The following is a 16,827-nucleotide window of genomic DNA, read 5'->3' as shown; positions in this document are numbered from 1 at the left end:
CCGATCTCAGTCGACGGCCCGGCCGAAAAAGAACCCGGCGGTGATCAGCACCTGCGAGGTGGCGTAGACCCACCAGATCGGCACCTCCAGTGCCGGGGAGTCCAGGATGAAGCGGCCGATGCCGATCATGCCGTCGGAGACCGCGAAACACACCGCGCCCAGGGCCGTCCACGGGGTGGGCAGGCGGGCGAGCAGCGCGGCACACACCATGGCGCCCAGCACCGCGATGTAAACGGTGACCGGGATGGTCAAGCCGTCGGCCACCAGGCGCGGCCAGAACCACACCAGCAAACCCACGCAGGCGACCAGCACGACCGCCGAGGCGGCCAGGCGGGGCCGGCTGGAACCCCGCAGCGGCAGCAGCGCGCCCAGATAGCAGAGATGGGTTACCAGAAACGAGCCCAGCCCGAGCACGAACGACGGCTGCCACCACGGCATCGCCAGGAAGAAGTCGCCACCGGCCGAGAACAGCAGTGCCGCGACCAGCCAGCGCCGCTCCCGAACGATCGGGTGGCCCAGCGCCGCCACCGCCAACAGCACGGCCATCAGGGCCTTGACGGCGGGCTGGCCGGTGAACCGGCCGGTGAGTTCGGCGTTGTCGGGCAGACCCAGCGCGGCTACTACCAAGAAGATGCCGTAGCCGATCGCCGCCGCCGCACCGGCTAGCCACCACCTTGTCGGGGTGCGTACGTACGGTGGGCTGATGCCCAGCTTGGACCGACCGCCGGTGGATGCCATCCTGCAGAAGGTACTGGAAGCAGTGCCGTTCCAACTGACCGTCGACGGCGGAATCGACGAGGCGCGCCGACGGCTGCGCGACCTGCCGCGCCGCCCCGTCCATCCCGGCCTGCGGGTGGAAAACCACCACATCGACGGCCCCGGCGGCCCGATCCCGGTGCGGGTGTACTGGCCCGACGAGGCCGCGCAGCGGCCTCCGGTGACGATGTACTTCCACGGCGGCGGCTTCGCCGTCGGCGACCTGGACACCCACGACGGGACGGCCCGCCAGCATGCGGTCGGCGCGGGCAGCGTGGTCGTCTCGGTCGACTACCGGCTGGCCCCCGAGCACCCCTATCCCGCCGCCGTCGACGACGCCTGGGCGGCGACCCGCTGGGTGGCCGCCCAGGCCGACCGGTTCGGCGCGGACGGCTCGCGCCTGGCGGTCGCCGGCGACTCGGCCGGCGGCACGCTGGCGGCCGTGGTGGCACAGCTAGCCCGGGATGACGACGGTCCACCGATCGCCTTCCAGCTCCTCTGGTACCCGTCCACGATGTGGGACACCTCGCTGCCGTCCTTCGCCGAGAATGCCGAGGCGCCGGTGTTGGACAACGCGGCCATCATCGCCTTCACCCGCTGGTATGCCGGCCACCTCGACCTGTCCGACCCGCCGGCCAGCCTGGCTCCGGGCCGGGCGGCCGACCTGGCCGGCCTGCCGCCCGCCTACATTGCCGTCGCCGGCCACGACCCGCTGCGCGACGACGGTGCCCGCTACGCGGAGCTGCTGGCGGGCGCCGGTGTAACGGTGGACCTACATCAGGCCGACACATTGGTGCATGGCTACCTCGGTTACGCCGGGGTCGTTCCGGCCGCCACCGAGGCGACCGAACGCGGATTGGCCGCTCTGCGCGCAGCGTTGCACGCCTGAGCGGCTGAACACACCACCGCTAGCAGCAAACCTTGTCGGGACCGTCCGGACAGGCCACAATGGCAACAATCGCCATGATCGGGAGGATCTACCCCATGAACGAAGCTGCCGGAACCCGGCGCACACTCGGCATCTGCTTCGGTGTCATCGCCGCCGGCCTCGCGTCGGCTGTCATCGCCGCCCCGATGGCCTCGGCCGCACCCGACTGCAGCAAGCCGGCTGTCGATGCCCAGGTCGCGAGCTCGCAGGGACAACTTCAGACCTATCTGAACACCCATCCGGACGGCCAGAAGATGCTGATGACCGCGGCCCTGCAGCCGCGCGCGCAGGCCGCCGCGACCCTGCAGGCCTACGCGCAGGCCAACCCGCAGGAGTACCAGGAGTTCACCGCGCTCCTCGCCCCGCTGGGCACGCTGCAGAAGCAGTGCGGCGTGACGGTCATCCCGCCCCAGTACCAGTGGGCGTTCGACCAGTTCGTCGGCTAGCCGGGTAGGTCGGGCGTCGCCCGGCGCGCCGCATACGGGCTGGGCGTCGTGCCGTACCTACGCCGAACGCGTGGCAGAACGTCGAGGTGTCGGTGTAGCCGAGCCGTTTTGACACCTCGTCGACGGTCTGATGCTTCACCTTCTCCCCCAAACCGACATTTGGCAGGCAAAGTGCGAGACGAAGCCTGCACAACGTCGATCTCGACGAGAACTAGACGGAGTTCTTGAGGTCGTCGACCTTGTCCAGCCGCTCCCAGGGCAGGTCGATGTCGGTGCGGCCGAAGTGGCCGTACGCGGCGGTCTGGGCGTAGATCGGCTGCAGCAGGTTCAGGTCGCGGACGATCGCGCCTGGGCGCAGGTCGAACACCGCGGTGATCGCCTTTTCGATCCGCGCCGGGTCGACGGTCTCGGTGCCGAACGTCTCGACGAACAGACCCACCGGCGCGGCCTTGCCGATCGCGTAGGCCACCTGCACCTCGACTCGCTGGGCCAGCCCTGCGGCGACCACGTTCTTGGCCACCCAGCGCATGGCGTAGGCGGCCGAGCGGTCCACCTTCGACGGGTCCTTGCCGGAGAACGCACCGCCGCCGTGGCGGGCCCATCCGCCGTAGGTGTCGACGATGATCTTCCGACCGGTCAGACCGGCGTCGCCCATCGGCCCGCCGACGACGAACTTCCCGGTGGGATTGACCAGCAGCCGGAAGTCCGAGATGTCCATGGTGTCGTGCGCCAACTCGGCGAGCACGGCGTTCACGACCTTCTCACGGATGTCGGGGGCCAGCTGCTTGTCCAGGTCGATCCCCTCGGCGTGCTGCGTCGAGAGCACCACGGTGTCCAGCCGGACCGGTGTGTTGTCCTTGTACTCGATCGTCACCTGGGTCTTGCCGTCCGGGCGCAGGTAGTCCAGCACACCGTCCTTGCGGACCTTCGTGAGCTGACGAGAAAGCCGGTGCGCCAACGCGATCGGCAGCGGCATCAGCTCGGGCGTATCGCCGATGGCATAGCCGAACATCAATCCCTGGTCGCCGGCGCCCTGCAGGTCGAGCGGATCGGCGGCACCCTCGACGCGGGTCTCATGGGCGGTGTCGACGCCCTGGGCGATATCGGGCGACTGGGCGCCGATACCGATGTTCACACCACAGGTCTCGTAGTCGAAGCCCTTGATCGACGAGTCGTAGCCGATCTCCTTGATCCGGTCACGGACGATCAGCGGGATATCGGCGAACGCTTCCTTGGCATTGGTGGTGACTTCGCCGATGACGTGCACCTGGCCGGTCGTGACCGCCGTCTCCACCGCAACGCGGGACTTGGGGTCCTGCGCCAGCAGTGCGTCGAGCACCGAGTCGCTGATGGCGTCACAGATCTTGTCGGGGTGCCCCTCGGTTACCGACTCACTGGTAAACAGCCGACCCTTATCGCTCACAGCGTCATCCCTTCCACGGCAGCCCTTCCAAGAAATTAGTTCAGCGAATCATAACTTCGACCTGACAGACCAAACCGGGACGGTACGTCCCCCACCAGCCTTCTGCGCAGTTTTTGGGTAAATGCCGACCGACCCGCTAGCCCTGCCGCCGCAGCAGCGTCGCGATCGCGTCCACGATACGGCTTGCCATCAGCGTCTTCGACCCGTGCTCCAGTGCGGCTTCGGTGCCGTCGGCGCCCAACAGCCAGCCGTCGTTGCTGTCCACCTCGAATGCACGGCCCTCCCCGACCGCGTTGACCACGAGCAGATCGCAGCCCTTGCGGGCCAGTTTGGACCGGGCGTGGAACAGCACGTCACCGCTGGCGTCACCGGTCTCGGCGGCGAAGCCGACGATGGCCCGCATGTTCGGCAGCTCCCCGTCGGTCCGCAGGCGCACCGCCCCGGCCAGCACGTCCTCGGTGCGCACCAATTCGATCGCCGGCGCATCCACCACGTCGGGCTTCTTCTTGATCTTGCTGGTGGCCACCTGGGCGGGCCGGAAGTCGGCCACCGCGGCGGCCATGACGAGCACATGGGCCTCCGGCGCGTGTTTGGTGACCGTTTCGTGCAGCTGCGCCGCGGAGGTGATGTGCAGGACGTGCACGCCGGCGGGATCGGCCAGTCCGGCCGTGTTGCCGGCGATCAGGGTGACCTCGGCGCCGCGCTGAGCGGCCACTCTGGCCACGGCGTAGCCCTGTTTACCGGAGCTGCGGTTGCCGATGAAACGGACCGGGTCGATCGCCTCCCTGGTGCCGCCCGCGCTGACCAGCAGCTTGACACCGCTCAGGTCGTAGGGCAGCGCGTCTGATCGGGCCAGCAGCAGTTCGGCGAAGGTGGTGATCTCCTCCGGCTCGGGCAGCCGGCCCGGGCCGGTGTCGGAACCGGTGAGCCGTCCGGAGGCGGGTTCCAGGACGACCGCCCCCCGGGCACGCAACGTCGCGACGTTGTCGGCGGTGGCCGGGTGAGACCACATCTCGGTGTGCATGGCCGGCGCGAAGAGCACCGGGCAGCGAGCCGTGAGCAGGGTGGCGGTCAGCAGGTCGTCGGCCCGGCCGGCGACGGCACGGGCCAACAGATCGGCCGTGGCCGGCGCGACGATGACGAGGTCGGCTTCCTGCCCGAGCCGGACGTGTGGAACCTCGTCGACGTCTTCGAAGACGCCGGTACGGACCGGGTGCCCGGACAGTGCCTCAAATGTCGCGGCACCGACGAACCGCAATGCCGACTCGGTGGGGACGACGCGGACGTCGTGCCCGGCCTCGGACAGCTGGCGGACCACCGAGCACGCCTTGTAGGCGGCGATGCCTCCGGCGACGCCGACGACGATCCGCTTGCGGTTCATCAACTAGCCCGACCTGGTGGGCTACTCGCCCTCGGTGTGTTCGAGCAGGTCGCCGTGGATCTCGCGGAGCGCGATCGACAGCGGCTTCTCCTGCAGGCCGGGCTCGACCAGCGGGCCGACGTATTCGAGGATGCCGTCGCCGAGCTGGTTGTAGTAATCGTTGATCTGGCGGGCGCGCTTGGCCGCGTAGATCACCAGCGCGTACTTGCTCGACACCCGCTCCAGCAACTCGTCGATGGGCGGGTTGGTGATGCCCAGCGGCGTGTCATAGGCCGTTGCGGCACCCGGGGCCGGATCGTAGTGATCCGTGCTGGCTTGCGTCACGTAGAACTTCTTCCTGGCGGATGTGCGGGGTTGAACTGGCAGATGTGGGTCTTGTATCGCGTTCCGAGTCGGGGTTATCGACGTCTGACGCCGGCTTCGGAGCCTTAATCTTTGGCGCCCACCAGCAAGGATACCAATTCGGCGCAGGCCGAATCCAATTGGCTGTTCACGACGACGACGTCGAAGCCACCCTGAGCGGCCAGCTCGGCCCGGGCGGTGTCCAGCCGACGCGCCACGACCTCCGGCGATTCGGTGCCGCGGTCCACCAGACGCTGCTCGAGCGCTTCCCAGCTGGGCGGGGCCAGAAATACCGTCAAGACCTCGGGCATCGCCCGTTTGACGGCTTCGGCCCCGGCCAGATCGACTTCGATCAGGACCGGATGCCCCGCCGCCGCGGCCTGAGCCACCGGCGCCGCCGGCGTGCCGGAGCGCTGCAGACCGTTGTGAATCTCCGCCCATTCGAGCAGGTCACCGTCATCGATCAAACGCTGGAACTGGGTGGGCGTGACGAAGTGGTAGTCGACACCGTCCACCTCACCCGGGCGCTTGGCTCGGGTAGTAGCCGACACACTGAAATGCAGGTCGGGCACCTGCTCGCGCAGGCGGCGGACGACTGTCGACTTCCCTACCCCGGATGGCCCGGACAGCACCACCACTCGGCCATGGCCGTGGTGGCCGGGCATATCGCCCGTGCTGTCCGGCCCTCCGCCGGCATTCACCGCTTCTAGGCGGTGAAGTCGAACTTTTCCAGCAGTGCCTTGCGCTGACGATCACCCAGGCCGCGCAGACGGCGGGTCGGGGCGATCTCCAGCTCGGTCATGATTTCCTGCGCCTTGACCTTGCCGACCTTGGGCAAGGCCTCCAGCAGTGCGGAAACCTTCATCTTGCCGAGGACCTCGTCGGTCTCAGCGTCCTTGAGCACCTGCTTGAGGTTGGTGCCGCCACGCTTGAGCCGATCCTTGAGCTCGGCTCGTGCGCGACGTGCGGCAGCAGCCTTCTCCAACGCGGCTGCGCGCTGCTCGTCAGTCAACTGGGGAAGGGCCACGGGTTCCTCCGTCTCATCACCATCATTGTTTTGCCTGGGCCGGGTACTTCAGCCAGCGACAGCGACCGTACCCACGCTCTCTGACGAAATCTAACCCCACCCCCTGATTACCGATGCAAACCCGCAGGATATGGCCCAAGATCACGATGTCTGGACAGCTGTTGGGACAACTGTCCAGCAGCCCGCACCAGCCACTCCACATCCCGAAATCGACCCGGAAAATGCCGCTCTACCTGCGGTTCTTCAAGAGAATGCCGGTTGGCTACGGGGCCCCCGCCGCGCATCCCGGGGCAATGGGGGCCAAATTTCACCTCACAGGCAGGTCGCGGCGTGTCGGGCGTGTCGACACCGGCCCCGAAGATCACTTAGCGCACGCGCCGCGGTGCCCTAGTTTTGGATAGCCGCGCTACCTAATCTGGTCGAAGTCGTGGGCGTCCGGTGACAGATTCGAGCCCGAAGGACGCCGCGGCGACGACCGGGGTTCCGGCTCTTCGGGGTGTGGATCACGTTGTAACGCAAGCTGGGCTAGAGTGCTCACAGGGTGCTGCAGGACTAGATGTTGGGAGACATCGTGGTTTCTGAGGCGCCCGTTGCTGCCCATTTGCCGGCGAGCCGACCCTACCCCGCCCGGTTGGGCCCGAAGGGCAACCTGGTCTACAAGCTGGTGACCACCACCGATCACAAGCTGATCGGGATCATGTACGTGGTCACCTGCTTCGTCTTCTTCTTCGTCGGCGGGTTGATGGCGCTGTTCATCCGCGCCGAGTTGGCGGTGCCGGGTCTGCAGTTCCTGTCCAACGAGCAGTACAACCAGCTGTTCACCATGCACGGCACGGCGATGCTGCTGTTCTACGCGACACCCATCGTGTTCGGGTTCGCCAACCTGGTGCTGCCGCTGCAGATCGGCGCCCCCGACGTCGCCTTCCCCCGGCTGAACGCATTGTCGTTCTGGCTCTTCCTGTTTGGCGCTTTGATCGCCCTGAGCGGCTTCATCACCCCCGGTGGCGCCGCCGACTTCGGCTGGACGGCCTACACCCCGCTCTCGGATGCCATGCACACACCGGGCGCCGGCGGTGACCTGTGGATCCTGGGTCTGGCCGTCGGTGGTCTGGGCACCATCCTGGGCGCGGTCAACATGATCACCACGGTGGTGTGCATGCGGTGCCCGGGCATGACGATGTTCCGGATGCCGATCTTCACCTGGAACATCCTCGTGACGTCGATCCTGGTGCTGCTCATCTTCCCGCTGCTGACCGCCGCCCTGTTCGCCCTGGCCGCCGACCGCCGCCTCGGTGCGCACATCTACGACCCGGCCAACGGCGGGATGATCCTGTTCCAGCACCTGTTCTGGTACTTCGGCCACCCCGAGGTGTACGTGATCGCGTTGCCGTTCTTCGGCATCGTCACCGAGATCTTCCCGGTGTTCTCCCGCAAGCCGATCTTCGGCTACACCACCCTGGTGTTCGCCACCATGGCGATCGCCGCACTCTCGGTGGCGGTGTGGGGCCACCACATGTACGTCACGGGTGCGGTGCTGCTGCCCTTCTTCAGCTTCATGACGTTCCTGATCGCGGTGCCCACCGGGATCAAGTTCTTCAACTGGATCGGCACGATGTGGAAGGGACAATTGACCTTCGAGTCGCCGATGCTGTTCTCCATCGGCTTCCTGCTCACCTTCCTGGTCGGTGGTCTCTCGGGTGTGCTGCTGGCCAGCGCTCCGCTGGACTTCCACGTCAGCGACACGTATTTCGTTGTGGCGCACTTCCATTACGTGCTGTTCGGCACCATCGTGTTCGCCACCTACGCCGGTGTGTATTTCTGGTTCCCGAAGATGACCGGGCGGCTGCTCGACGAACGGTGGGCCAAGCTGCACTTCTGGCTGACGTTGATCGGGTTTCACACCACGTTCCTGGTGCAGCACTGGCTCGGCGACGCGGGCATGCCGCGGCGCTACGCCGACTACCTGTCCACCGACGGCTTCACGACGTTGAACATCATCTCCACGATCGGCGCGTTCATCCTCGGTGTCTCGGTGATCCCGTTCGTCTGGAATGTGTTCAAGAGCTGGCGCTACGGCGAGGTCGTGACCGTCGACGACCCGTGGGGCTACGGCAACTCGCTGGAGTGGGCGACCTCGTGCCCGCCGCCGCGGCACAACTTCACCGAGCTGCCCCGCATCCGCTCCGAGCGGCCCGCCTTCGAGCTGCACTACCCGCACATGATCGAGCGGATGCGCGCGGAGTCCCACGTCGGCGGGTCACACAAGGCGAAGCTCGAGGAGACGAAAGCCTAAGCGAGGTAGGCGACCTCGTCGCGCATCTTCTCCCCCGCCGCCCGGATCGCCGCCACTTCCGGTCCGGCGCGCAGGATCTCGCGGGACACCGCCGGAAGCAGCTGACCGGGTAGCGCGCCCCCGAGACCGCCGAGCGCCTCGGGACGTCCGCCCTGTGCGCCCACCCCGGGGACGAGCACCGGCCCGCCCAGCGCGCTGAGGTCGGGGACGACGTCCAAGGTGGCGCCGACGACCACTCCGACCGAGCCGGGCCGCGGTCGTCCGGCCCGGTTGACGGCGGCGGCGTCGTCGACGATCGATTGCGCGACCGTGCGCTGCCCGGCCGTCGCCCGTTGCACCGAGGCGCCTTCGGGGTTGGACGTCGCGGCCAGCACGAACACCCCCCGCCCGTTGGCGGCGGCCAGGTCCAGAAGCGGCTGCAGGGAGCCGAAGCCGAGATACGGCGAGGCGGTGACGGCATCGGCGGCCAGCGGCCCGCTGCCGGCCCACGCCTGGGCGTAGGCCGCCATCGTCGATCCGATGTCGCCGCGCTTGGCGTCGGCGAGCACCAGCACACCCGCCTCGCGCAGCGCGGCCATGGTGCGCTCCAGGACCGCGAAACCCGCCGAGCCGTACGTCTCGAAGAAAGCCACCTGTGGTTTGACGACGGCGAATCCCCGGTAGGCCTGCACACAGATCTCGCAAAACCGGGCCAGCCCATCGGCGCTGACCGGAAGGTCCCAGGCAGTCAACAGTTCCGGATGCGGGTCGATGCCCAGGCACAGCGGCCCGCGCCCGGCGATCGCCGAGGCCAGTCTGGCGCCGAACCCGGTGTCAGTCATGGCCGAGCGTGGCGTGCAGTTCTTGTAGCGACCGGACGTCGATGTCCCCGCGAATGGCGGCCTCGATCCCCTGCACCGCCGCCGAGGCGCCCTGGACCGTGGTGATACACGGGACGTTCATCGACACCGCGACCGAGCGGATCTCGTAGCCGTCGATGCGCGGGCCGGAGTTTCCGTACGGAGTGTTGATCACCATGTTGACCTCGCCGGCCGCGATCGCGTCCACCGCCGACATCGGGGGCCGGCCATCCCCGGGCTCCTCGAAGTGCTTGCGCACGACGTCGCACGGAATCCCGTTGCGCCGCAGCATCTCCGCGGTCCCCTCGGTGGCCAGGACCAGGAAGCCGAGATCGGCCAGCCGTTTGACCGGAAACACCAGCGAGCGTTTGTCCCGGTTGGCCACCGAGACGAAGATTGTGCCGGTGGTGGGCAGCGAGCCGTACGCGGCGGTCTGGCTCTTGGCGAATGCACTGCCGAAGTCGCGGTCGATACCCATCACCTCGCCGGTCGACTTCATCTCCGGCCCGAGCAGCGAGTCGATGCCCGTGCCGTCCACCCGGCGGAACCGGTGGAACGGCAGCACCGCCTCCTTCACCGCGATCGGCGCGTTCGGCGCCGGTGTCGCACCGTCCCCGACGGAAGCCAGAACACCCTCTTCGCGGAGCTGGGAGATGCTGGCGCCCAGCATGATCCGCGCGCACGCCTTCGCCAGCGGGATGGCCGTGGCCTTGGACACGAACGGTACCGTGCGACTCGCCCGCGGGTTGGCCTCCAACACGTAGAGCACGTCGTCCTTGAGCGCGTACTGCACATTGAGCAGCCCGACCACCCCGACTCCGTGGGCGATGGCCTCGGTGGCCCGGCGCACCGCCTCGATGTCGCTGCGCCCCAGGGTCACCGGCGGAAGCGCGCACGCCGAGTCGCCGGAGTGGATGCCGGCCTCCTCGATGTGCTCCATCACGCCACCGATGTAGACCTCGGTGCCGTCGCACAGGGCGTCCACGTCGATCTCGATGGCGTCTTCGAGAAACCGGTCGACGAGCACCGGGTGCTCGGGTGAGAGCTGAGTGGCCCGGGTGATGTAGCCGTGCAACGTCTTCTCGTCGTACACGATCTCCATGCCGCGCCCGCCGAGCACGTAGGACGGCCGCACCAGGACCGGATAGCCGATGCGGGCGGCGATCTCGCGGGCCTGCTCGAAGCTGGTGGCGGTGCCGAATTTCGGGGCGGGCAAGCCCGCTGCCGTCAGCACCTGCCCGAAGCGGCCGCGGTCCTCGGCCAGGTCGATGGCCTCCGGCCGGGTGCCGACGATCGGTACCCCGGCATCGGCCAGCCGCTGCGCCAGCCCCAGCGGGGTCTGCCCGCCGAGCTGGACGATCACTCCCACCACGCCGGGACCGCCGTGGCCGGATTCGGATTCGGCGTGATACACCTCGAGGACGTCCTCGAAGGTCAGCGGTTCGAAGTACAGCCGGTCGGCGGTGTCGTAGTCGGTGGACACCGTTTCGGGGTTGCAGTTGACCATGACGGTCTCGAACCCGGCCTCGCTGAGCGTGGTCGCCGCGTGCACACAGCTGTAGTCGAATTCGATGCCCTGCCCGATGCGATTCGGCCCCGAACCCAGGATGAGGACCTTGGGCCGCTCGCTCTGCGGGGCCACCTCGGTCTCGGCGGCGGGATCCAGCTCGTAACTGGAGTAATGGTAGGGCGTCTTGGCCTCGAACTCCGCCGCACAGGTGTCGACGGTCTTGAAGACCGGGTGTATCCCGAGCCGCTGGCGCAGTGCCCGAACTCCGGTCTCACCGGCCAATTCGGGCCGCAGCGAGGCGATCTGGCGATCGGACAAGCCGCTGTGCTTGGCCCGGCGCAGCAGTTCTTCGTCGAGCACCGGGGCGTCGATCAGTTCCCGGCGCAAACCGACCAGGCGAGAGATCTGCTCGACGAACCAGGGATCGACACCGGAGGCGGCCGCGACCTCCTCGACACCGGCGCCCAGCCGCAGGGCCAGCTCGATGTCGTAGAGCCGGCCCTCGGTCGGGGTGCGCAGCCGGTCCAGCACGTCGGAGACCCAGCCGTCGTCGTCGGGCGCGGTCCAGAACCCCGCCCGGGTGGTCTCCAGGGAGCGCATCACCTTGCCCAGCGCCTCGATGAAGTTGCGGCCCAACGACATCGCCTCGCCGACGGACTTCATGGTGGTGGTCAGCGTCTGGTCGGCCCCGGGGAATTTCTCGAAGGCGAATCGCGGCGCCTTGACCACCACGTAGTCCAACGTCGGCTCGAAACACGCCGGGGTTTCCTTGGTGATGTCGTTGACGATCTCGTCGAGGGTGTAACCGATCGCAAGCTTGGCCGCGATCTTGGCGATCGGGAACCCGGTGGCCTTGGACGCCAGCGCACTCGACCGCGACACTCGCGGGTTCATCTCGATCACGATGAGCCGGCCGTCCTTCGGGTCCACCGCGAACTGGATGTTGCAGCCGCCGGTGTCCACTCCGACCTCGCGCAGGATCGCGATGCCCAGATCGCGCATCTTCTGGTATTCGCGGTCGGTCAGCGTCATCGCCGGAGCCACCGTCACCGAATCGCCGGTGTGTACGCCCATCGGGTCGACGTTCTCGATCGAGCACACCACGACGACGTTGTCGTGCCCGTCGCGCATCAGCTCGAGCTCGTATTCCTTCCATCCGTAGATGGATTCCTCGATCAGCACGTTGGCCGACGGGGACGCCGCGAGTCCGTCACCGGCCATCCGCTCGACGTCCTCGACCGAGTGCGCCATGCCCGAGCCCAGACCGCCCATGGTGAACGAGGGCCGCACGACCACCGGAAGTCCCAGCTCCGCGACGGTCTCCCGCACCTCGGCCATGGTGTAGCAGACGCGCGAGCGCGCCGACTCACCGCCGACCTTGGCGACGATGTCCTTGAACCGCTGCCGGTCCTCGCCGCGCTGAATGGCTTCGAAGTCGGCGCCGATGAGTTCCACGCCGTAGCGGTCGAGCGCACCGTTCTCGTAGAGAGCGACCGCGGTGTTGAGCGCGGTCTGCCCGCCCAGGGTGGCCAGCAGCGCGTCGATCTTGTTGCCGCGGGCCGCCTGCTGGGCGAGGACCTTCTCGACGAACGCGGCGGTGATCGGCTCCACGTAGGTGTGGTCGGCGTACTCCGGGTCGGTCATGATCGTGGCCGGGTTGGAGTTGACCAGGCTGACGGTCAGTCCCTCGGCGCGCAGCACTCGGCAGGCCTGGGTGCCCGAGTAGTCGAACTCGCAGGCCTGGCCGATGATGATCGGTCCGGAGCCGATGACCAGGACGTGGTTGAGGTCGGTCCTGCGTGGCATTTATTTCTCCTTGCGAGCGTGCGCAAACCGTGCGTGAGTGGCGGCGTGTCGCGTGCCGACACGCACGCTCGCGGCAGACCGGACGGTCATTTGGTGTCCTCCATCAGGTCCACAAATTGGTCGAACAGGTAGTTCGCGTCGTGGGGCCCGGCCGCGGCCTCCGGGTGGTATTGCACCGAAAAGGCTTTGCCGTTGGCGAGTTTGATGCCCTCGACGACACCGTCGTTGGCGCACGTGTGACTGACCAGGGCGGGGCCGAAGTCGGTGTCGAAATGTTCGCCGGCTTCGCCTTCGAGGGCGAAGCCATGGTTCTGCGCGGTGACCGCCACGCGCCCGGTGGCGTGGTCGATGACCGGCACGTTGATGCCGCGATGGCCGAAGACCATCTTGTACGTGGAGCGGCCCAGCGCGCGGCCCAGGATCTGGTTTCCGAAACAGATTCCGAACAAGGGGATTTCGGCCCCCAGCACCTCACGGGTGACCCCGACGACGTGGTCGGCGGTGGCCGGATCGCCCGGACCGTTGGACAGGAACACCCCGTCCGGTTTCAATTCGGCGATCTGGTCGAAGGTGGCCGACGAGGACAGCACGTGGGTGCGGATGCCGCGGGTGGCGAAGTTGCGCGGCGTGTTCGTCTTGATTCCCAGGTCGAGTGCCACGACGGTGAACCGTTGCGCACCTTCGGGTTCGACGATGTAGCTCGCCGGCGTGCTGACCTCGCCAGCCAGGTCGGCACCGAGCATGGCGGCCTGGCTGCGCACCCGGCGCAGCATCTCCTCGGTGTCGGCCAGCGCTGGGCCGGAGAACACCCCGGCCTTCATCGAACCTCGGGTGCGCAGATGGCGCACGACCGCACGGGTGTCGATGCCGGCGATCCCGACGATGCGCTGGCGCTTGAGCTCGTCGTCCAGCGTTCCGGTGGCCCGCCAGTTCGAGGCTCGCGGCGACGGATCGCGCACGACGTAGCCAGCCACCCAGATCTTGTCGCCGCGGCTTTCGGCGTCTTCGCCGTTCCAGCCGGTGTTGCCGATCTGCGGGGCGGTGGCCACCACGATCTGGCGGTGATAGCTGGGATCGGTCAGGGTCTCCTGGTAGCCGGACATCCCGGTGGAGAACACCGCTTCGCCGAGAGTCTGTCCGACCGCACCGAACTCGGTGCCGGTGTAGACCCGCCCGTCTTCCAATATCAGATGGGCTTTACCCGTCACGCTGCTTCTCCTGTTGTCGTCCAGCGGGCGTAGTCGCGGCGGTCGTCGCCGCGAAAGCCGGTATCTATCTCGGTCCCCGACGGCAGCCGCCACCGAATCGCCAGGATGCCCGCGGGCGAGTCGGCCTTGTTCCGAACACTCGGGACAACCTTGCCGGCCAGTCCGCGTTCGGTGCGGATGGCGCTGATCGAGTCCTGCGGAATCCAGATCGGGGTCGCGCCCGAACGCTCGAGCAGGATTCCCTCGGGGTAGCGGGTCAACACCGCCTTGGACCGGAAGCCCAGGTCGCCGGCCGCGATGCGTTCCAGCCAGTTCGGGGCGAGGGTGCTGCCGACGTAGAGGCCCCTGGTCGGGGCGACGGTGGCCGCGCCGAGCAGATCGGGCATCGACGGTAATTCGCTCAGCAGGTCGAGCTGGCGCTTGGCCCGCCGCTTCCAGCCGCGCAGCATCCGGCCGATCACCACACCGATGACGACGACGATGACGAACGCGAAGACGTACGACCCGATCGTCGTGGGCGTATTCATGCCGCCGGGCTCTTCCCGTCGCGCGCCGTCACTTTCCCCCGCAGCAGAGTCGCGGTGACGGTGGCCGGCAACGTCATCGCCGCAAACGGGGAGTTGGCCGAGCGGCTGGCCAGCTCGGTTCCCTCCACGACCCAGGTCGCGGCGGGGTCGATGACGACCAGGTTGGCCGGCTCCCCCACCTCCAATGGGCGGCCCTGATCGTCCAACCCCACAATGCGGGCCGGGTTTTCGCTCATCACCCGGGCCACCCCGCGCCAATCCAGCAGACCGGGCGCAACCATGGTCTCGACGACGACCGACAGCGCCGTCTGGAGCCCGAGCATGCCGGGACGGGCCTGGGAGAATTCACAACACTTCTCGTGTTCGGCGTGCGGGGCGTGATCGGTGGCCACGCAGTCGAGCACCCCGTCGGCCAGCGCCTGGCGTAGGGCCTGCGCGTCGGCGGCCTCGCGCAGCGGCGGGTTCACCCGGTTCACCCCGTCGTAGCTGGCCAACCGGCTGTCGTCGAGCAGCAGATGGTGCGGGGTGACCTCGGCCGTGATCGAAATACCCTGCTGTTTAGCCCATTTGATGAGCTCGACGGTACCGGCCGTGGAAGCGTGGCAGATGTGCACCCGGGCCCCCGCGTCGCGGGCCAGCAGCGCGTCGCGGGCCACAATGGACTCCTCGGCGGCCCGGGGCCAGCCGGCCAGTCCGAGCCGGGCGGCGTTGGGGCCTTCGTGGGCGACCGCACCGACCGTCAGCCGAGGCTCCTCGGCGTGTTGGGCGATCAGCACGCCCAGGCCCCTGGCATATTCCAGGGCCCGGCGCATCACCAGCGGATCGTGCACGCAGATGCCGTCGTCGGAGAACATCTTCACCTGCGCCACACCGGCTGTCATCAGGCCCATTTCGGTGAGCTGTTTGCCCGCCAGCCCGACCGTGACCGCGCCCACCGGATGGACGTCGACCAGGCCGACCTGTTGACCGCGCCGCCAGACGTGGTCGGTCACCACCGGGCTGTCGGCCACCGGATCGGTGTTGGCCATCGCGAAGACCGCCGTGAAGCCACCCAGAGCCGCTGCCGCCGAACCGGTTTCGATGTCCTCGGCGTATTCGCGACCGGGTTCGCGCAGATGCGTGTGCAGGTCGACGAAGCCGGGCAGCAATACCTGACCGGTGGCATCGATGACCTCGGCATCGTCGGGGATGGCCAGCTTCGGGCCGATCTCGGCGATCTGGCCGTCGGCGACCAGGACATCGACCTGATCACCCTCGCCGTAGAGCCTGACCCCGCGAATCAACACACTCACGCTCATACCGACACCGCCTCGTCCGTGCCGACCAGCAGATGGAACAACACCGCCATCCGGACGTGCACACCGTTGGAAACCTGTTGCAGCACAGCAGATTGTGACGAATCGGCGGCGGCGAAGGAGATCTCCATGCCGCGCAGCATCGGACCGGGGTGCATCACCACCGCATGCCCGGGCAGCAGCGCCTGCCTGCGATCGGAAAGCCCGTAGCGAATCGAGTACTCCCGCTCCGAGGGAAAGAACCCGCCGTTCATCCGCTCGGCCTGAACCCGCAGCATCAGTGCCGCGTCGGCGGCGGGAAGCTCGGCGTCCAGGTCGTGCGACACGGTGACCGGCCAGTCCTCCACCCCCACCGGCAGCAGGGTGGGCGGGGCGACCAACACCACCTCGGCGCCCAGAGTGGCCAGCAGTCCCACGTTGGAGCGGGCCACCCGGCTGTGCAGGATGTCGCCGACGATCACCACCCGGCGTCCCTCGATGTCACCGAGGCGCTGGCGCAGCGTCAGGGCGTCCAGCAGCGCCTGGGTGGGGTGTTCATGGGTGCCGTCGCCGGCGTTGATCACCGACGGGCCGGTGCCGTCGGGCTCCAGTGTCCACTCGGCGAGCTGCTGGGCCGCACCGGAGGCGGGATGCCGGATGATCAGCGCATCGGCACCGGCGGCGCGCAGCGTCAGTGCGGTGTCGCGCAGTGATTCCCCCTTGGCCACCGAGGACCCCGAAGCGCTGACGTTGATCACATCTGCGCTCATCCACTTGCCGGCCACCTCGAAGGACACCCGGGTGCGGGTGGAGTTCTCGTAGAACATCGTGATGATGGTGCGCCCACGCAGCGTCGGCAACTTCTTGACCTCGCGGCCCAGCAACGCCTGCCGGAAGCGGTCAGCGTCGTCGAGGATCGCGGTGGCCTCATCACGAGTCAGGTCGCCCGCCGAGAGCAAGTGTCTGATCGTCACGATTGTCCGTTCTTCGCGCAAGCGCTCATCACTGACCGTCTCTTCTTCGCGCAAGCGCTCATCACTGACCGTCTCTTCTTCGCGCAAGCGCTC

Annotated in this window: 15 protein-coding genes; 3 read left to right on the top strand and 12 right to left on the bottom strand. The window is 67.8% G+C overall.

Features of this window, described 5'->3' with window-relative positions:
- Positions 1 to 6: 6 nt before the first annotated feature.
- On the bottom strand, positions 7 to 738 hold the full coding sequence (locus ORI27_RS08055) for a lysoplasmalogenase (RefSeq protein WP_265996234.1): 732 nt from the start codon (positions 736 to 738) through the stop codon (positions 7 to 9).
- On the opposite strand from ORI27_RS08055, the gene ORI27_RS08050 reads away from it, so the two are divergent.
- Together ORI27_RS08050 and ORI27_RS08045 are read left to right on the top strand one after the other, a co-directional pair.
- A complete protein-coding gene (locus ORI27_RS08050; protein WP_265996235.1) occupies positions 704 to 1,645 on the top strand; it encodes an alpha/beta hydrolase in 942 nt (313 codons plus the stop codon). The genes ORI27_RS08055 and ORI27_RS08050 overlap by 35 nt on opposite strands.
- Positions 1,646 to 1,740: 95 nt before the next feature.
- The gene (locus ORI27_RS08045) at positions 1,741 to 2,130 is read left to right on the top strand and encodes a hemophore-related protein (RefSeq protein ID WP_265996236.1); all 390 of its coding nucleotides are present in this window, start codon (positions 1,741 to 1,743) and stop codon (positions 2,128 to 2,130) included.
- A 211-nt stretch (positions 2,131 to 2,341) separates the two neighbouring features.
- Here the strand turns inward: ORI27_RS08045 and metK are convergent, their stop codons facing one another.
- The 5 genes from metK to mihF form a co-directional block, all read right to left on the bottom strand.
- Entirely contained in the window at positions 2,342 to 3,553 is a 1,212-nt protein-coding gene (metK, locus tag ORI27_RS08040; protein WP_265996237.1) for a methionine adenosyltransferase, read from the bottom strand.
- A gap of 136 nt (positions 3,554 to 3,689) precedes the next feature.
- Positions 3,690 to 4,934: a bifunctional phosphopantothenoylcysteine decarboxylase/phosphopantothenate--cysteine ligase CoaBC gene (gene coaBC / locus ORI27_RS08035; protein ID WP_323055578.1), complete on the bottom strand. Its 1,245-nt coding sequence runs from the start codon at positions 4,932 to 4,934 to the stop codon at positions 3,690 to 3,692.
- Between the two features lie 21 nt (positions 4,935 to 4,955).
- Positions 4,956 to 5,258 carry a DNA-directed RNA polymerase subunit omega gene (gene rpoZ, locus ORI27_RS08030; protein WP_265996239.1) on the bottom strand — a complete coding sequence of 101 codons (303 nt, stop codon included), beginning with the start codon at positions 5,256 to 5,258 and terminating at the stop codon, positions 4,956 to 4,958.
- 104 nt (positions 5,259 to 5,362) lie between these two features.
- Complete coding sequence (gmk, locus tag ORI27_RS08025; RefSeq protein WP_265996357.1) at positions 5,363 to 5,941, bottom strand: guanylate kinase; 579 nt, start codon at positions 5,939 to 5,941, stop codon at positions 5,363 to 5,365.
- A gap of 41 nt (positions 5,942 to 5,982) precedes the next feature.
- The gene (gene mihF, locus ORI27_RS08020) at positions 5,983 to 6,303 is read right to left on the bottom strand and encodes an integration host factor, actinobacterial type (RefSeq protein WP_005146193.1); all 321 of its coding nucleotides are present in this window, start codon (positions 6,301 to 6,303) and stop codon (positions 5,983 to 5,985) included.
- Positions 6,304 to 6,874: 571 nt separating this feature from the next.
- On the opposite strand from mihF, the gene ctaD reads away from it, so the two are divergent.
- Positions 6,875 to 8,596, top strand: coding sequence for an aa3-type cytochrome oxidase subunit I (ctaD, locus tag ORI27_RS08015; protein ID WP_265996240.1), 1,722 nt, complete (start codon positions 6,875 to 6,877; stop codon positions 8,594 to 8,596).
- Here ctaD and pyrF read toward each other — a convergent pair.
- The 6 genes from pyrF to ORI27_RS07985 form a co-directional block, all read right to left on the bottom strand.
- Entirely contained in the window at positions 8,593 to 9,417 is an 825-nt protein-coding gene (gene pyrF, locus ORI27_RS08010) for an orotidine-5'-phosphate decarboxylase (protein ID WP_265996241.1), read from the bottom strand. The genes ctaD and pyrF overlap by 4 nt on opposite strands.
- Positions 9,410 to 12,751, bottom strand: coding sequence for a carbamoyl-phosphate synthase large subunit (carB, locus tag ORI27_RS08005; protein ID WP_265996242.1), 3,342 nt, complete (start codon positions 12,749 to 12,751; stop codon positions 9,410 to 9,412). The genes pyrF and carB overlap by 8 nt, the downstream gene beginning before the upstream one ends.
- An 86-nt stretch (positions 12,752 to 12,837) precedes the next feature.
- Positions 12,838 to 13,959 carry a glutamine-hydrolyzing carbamoyl-phosphate synthase small subunit gene (gene carA / locus ORI27_RS08000; protein WP_265996244.1) on the bottom strand — a complete coding sequence of 374 codons (1,122 nt, stop codon included), beginning with the start codon at positions 13,957 to 13,959 and terminating at the stop codon, positions 12,838 to 12,840.
- Entirely contained in the window at positions 13,956 to 14,486 is a 531-nt protein-coding gene (locus tag ORI27_RS07995) for a PH-like domain-containing protein (protein ID WP_265996245.1), read from the bottom strand. Before ORI27_RS07995 ends, carA begins: the two co-directional genes overlap by 4 nt.
- Positions 14,483 to 15,778: a dihydroorotase gene (locus ORI27_RS07990; RefSeq protein ID WP_265996358.1), complete on the bottom strand. Its 1,296-nt coding sequence runs from the start codon at positions 15,776 to 15,778 to the stop codon at positions 14,483 to 14,485. The genes ORI27_RS07995 and ORI27_RS07990 overlap by 4 nt, the downstream gene beginning before the upstream one ends.
- A 2-nt stretch (positions 15,779 to 15,780) precedes the next feature.
- On the bottom strand, positions 15,781 to 16,734 hold the full coding sequence (locus tag ORI27_RS07985) for an aspartate carbamoyltransferase catalytic subunit (RefSeq protein WP_265996246.1): 954 nt from the start codon (positions 16,732 to 16,734) through the stop codon (positions 15,781 to 15,783).
- Between the last annotated feature and the right edge of the window lie 93 nt (positions 16,735 to 16,827).

Origin of the sequence: Mycobacterium pinniadriaticum, assembly GCF_026242045.1 — a bacterium.
In the GTDB taxonomy this organism is placed as follows: domain Bacteria; phylum Actinomycetota; class Actinomycetes; order Mycobacteriales; family Mycobacteriaceae; genus Mycobacterium; species Mycobacterium pinniadriaticum.
Note: the sequence above shows the minus strand (reverse complement) of the source record. Positions and strands in the feature narration are given on the sequence as shown.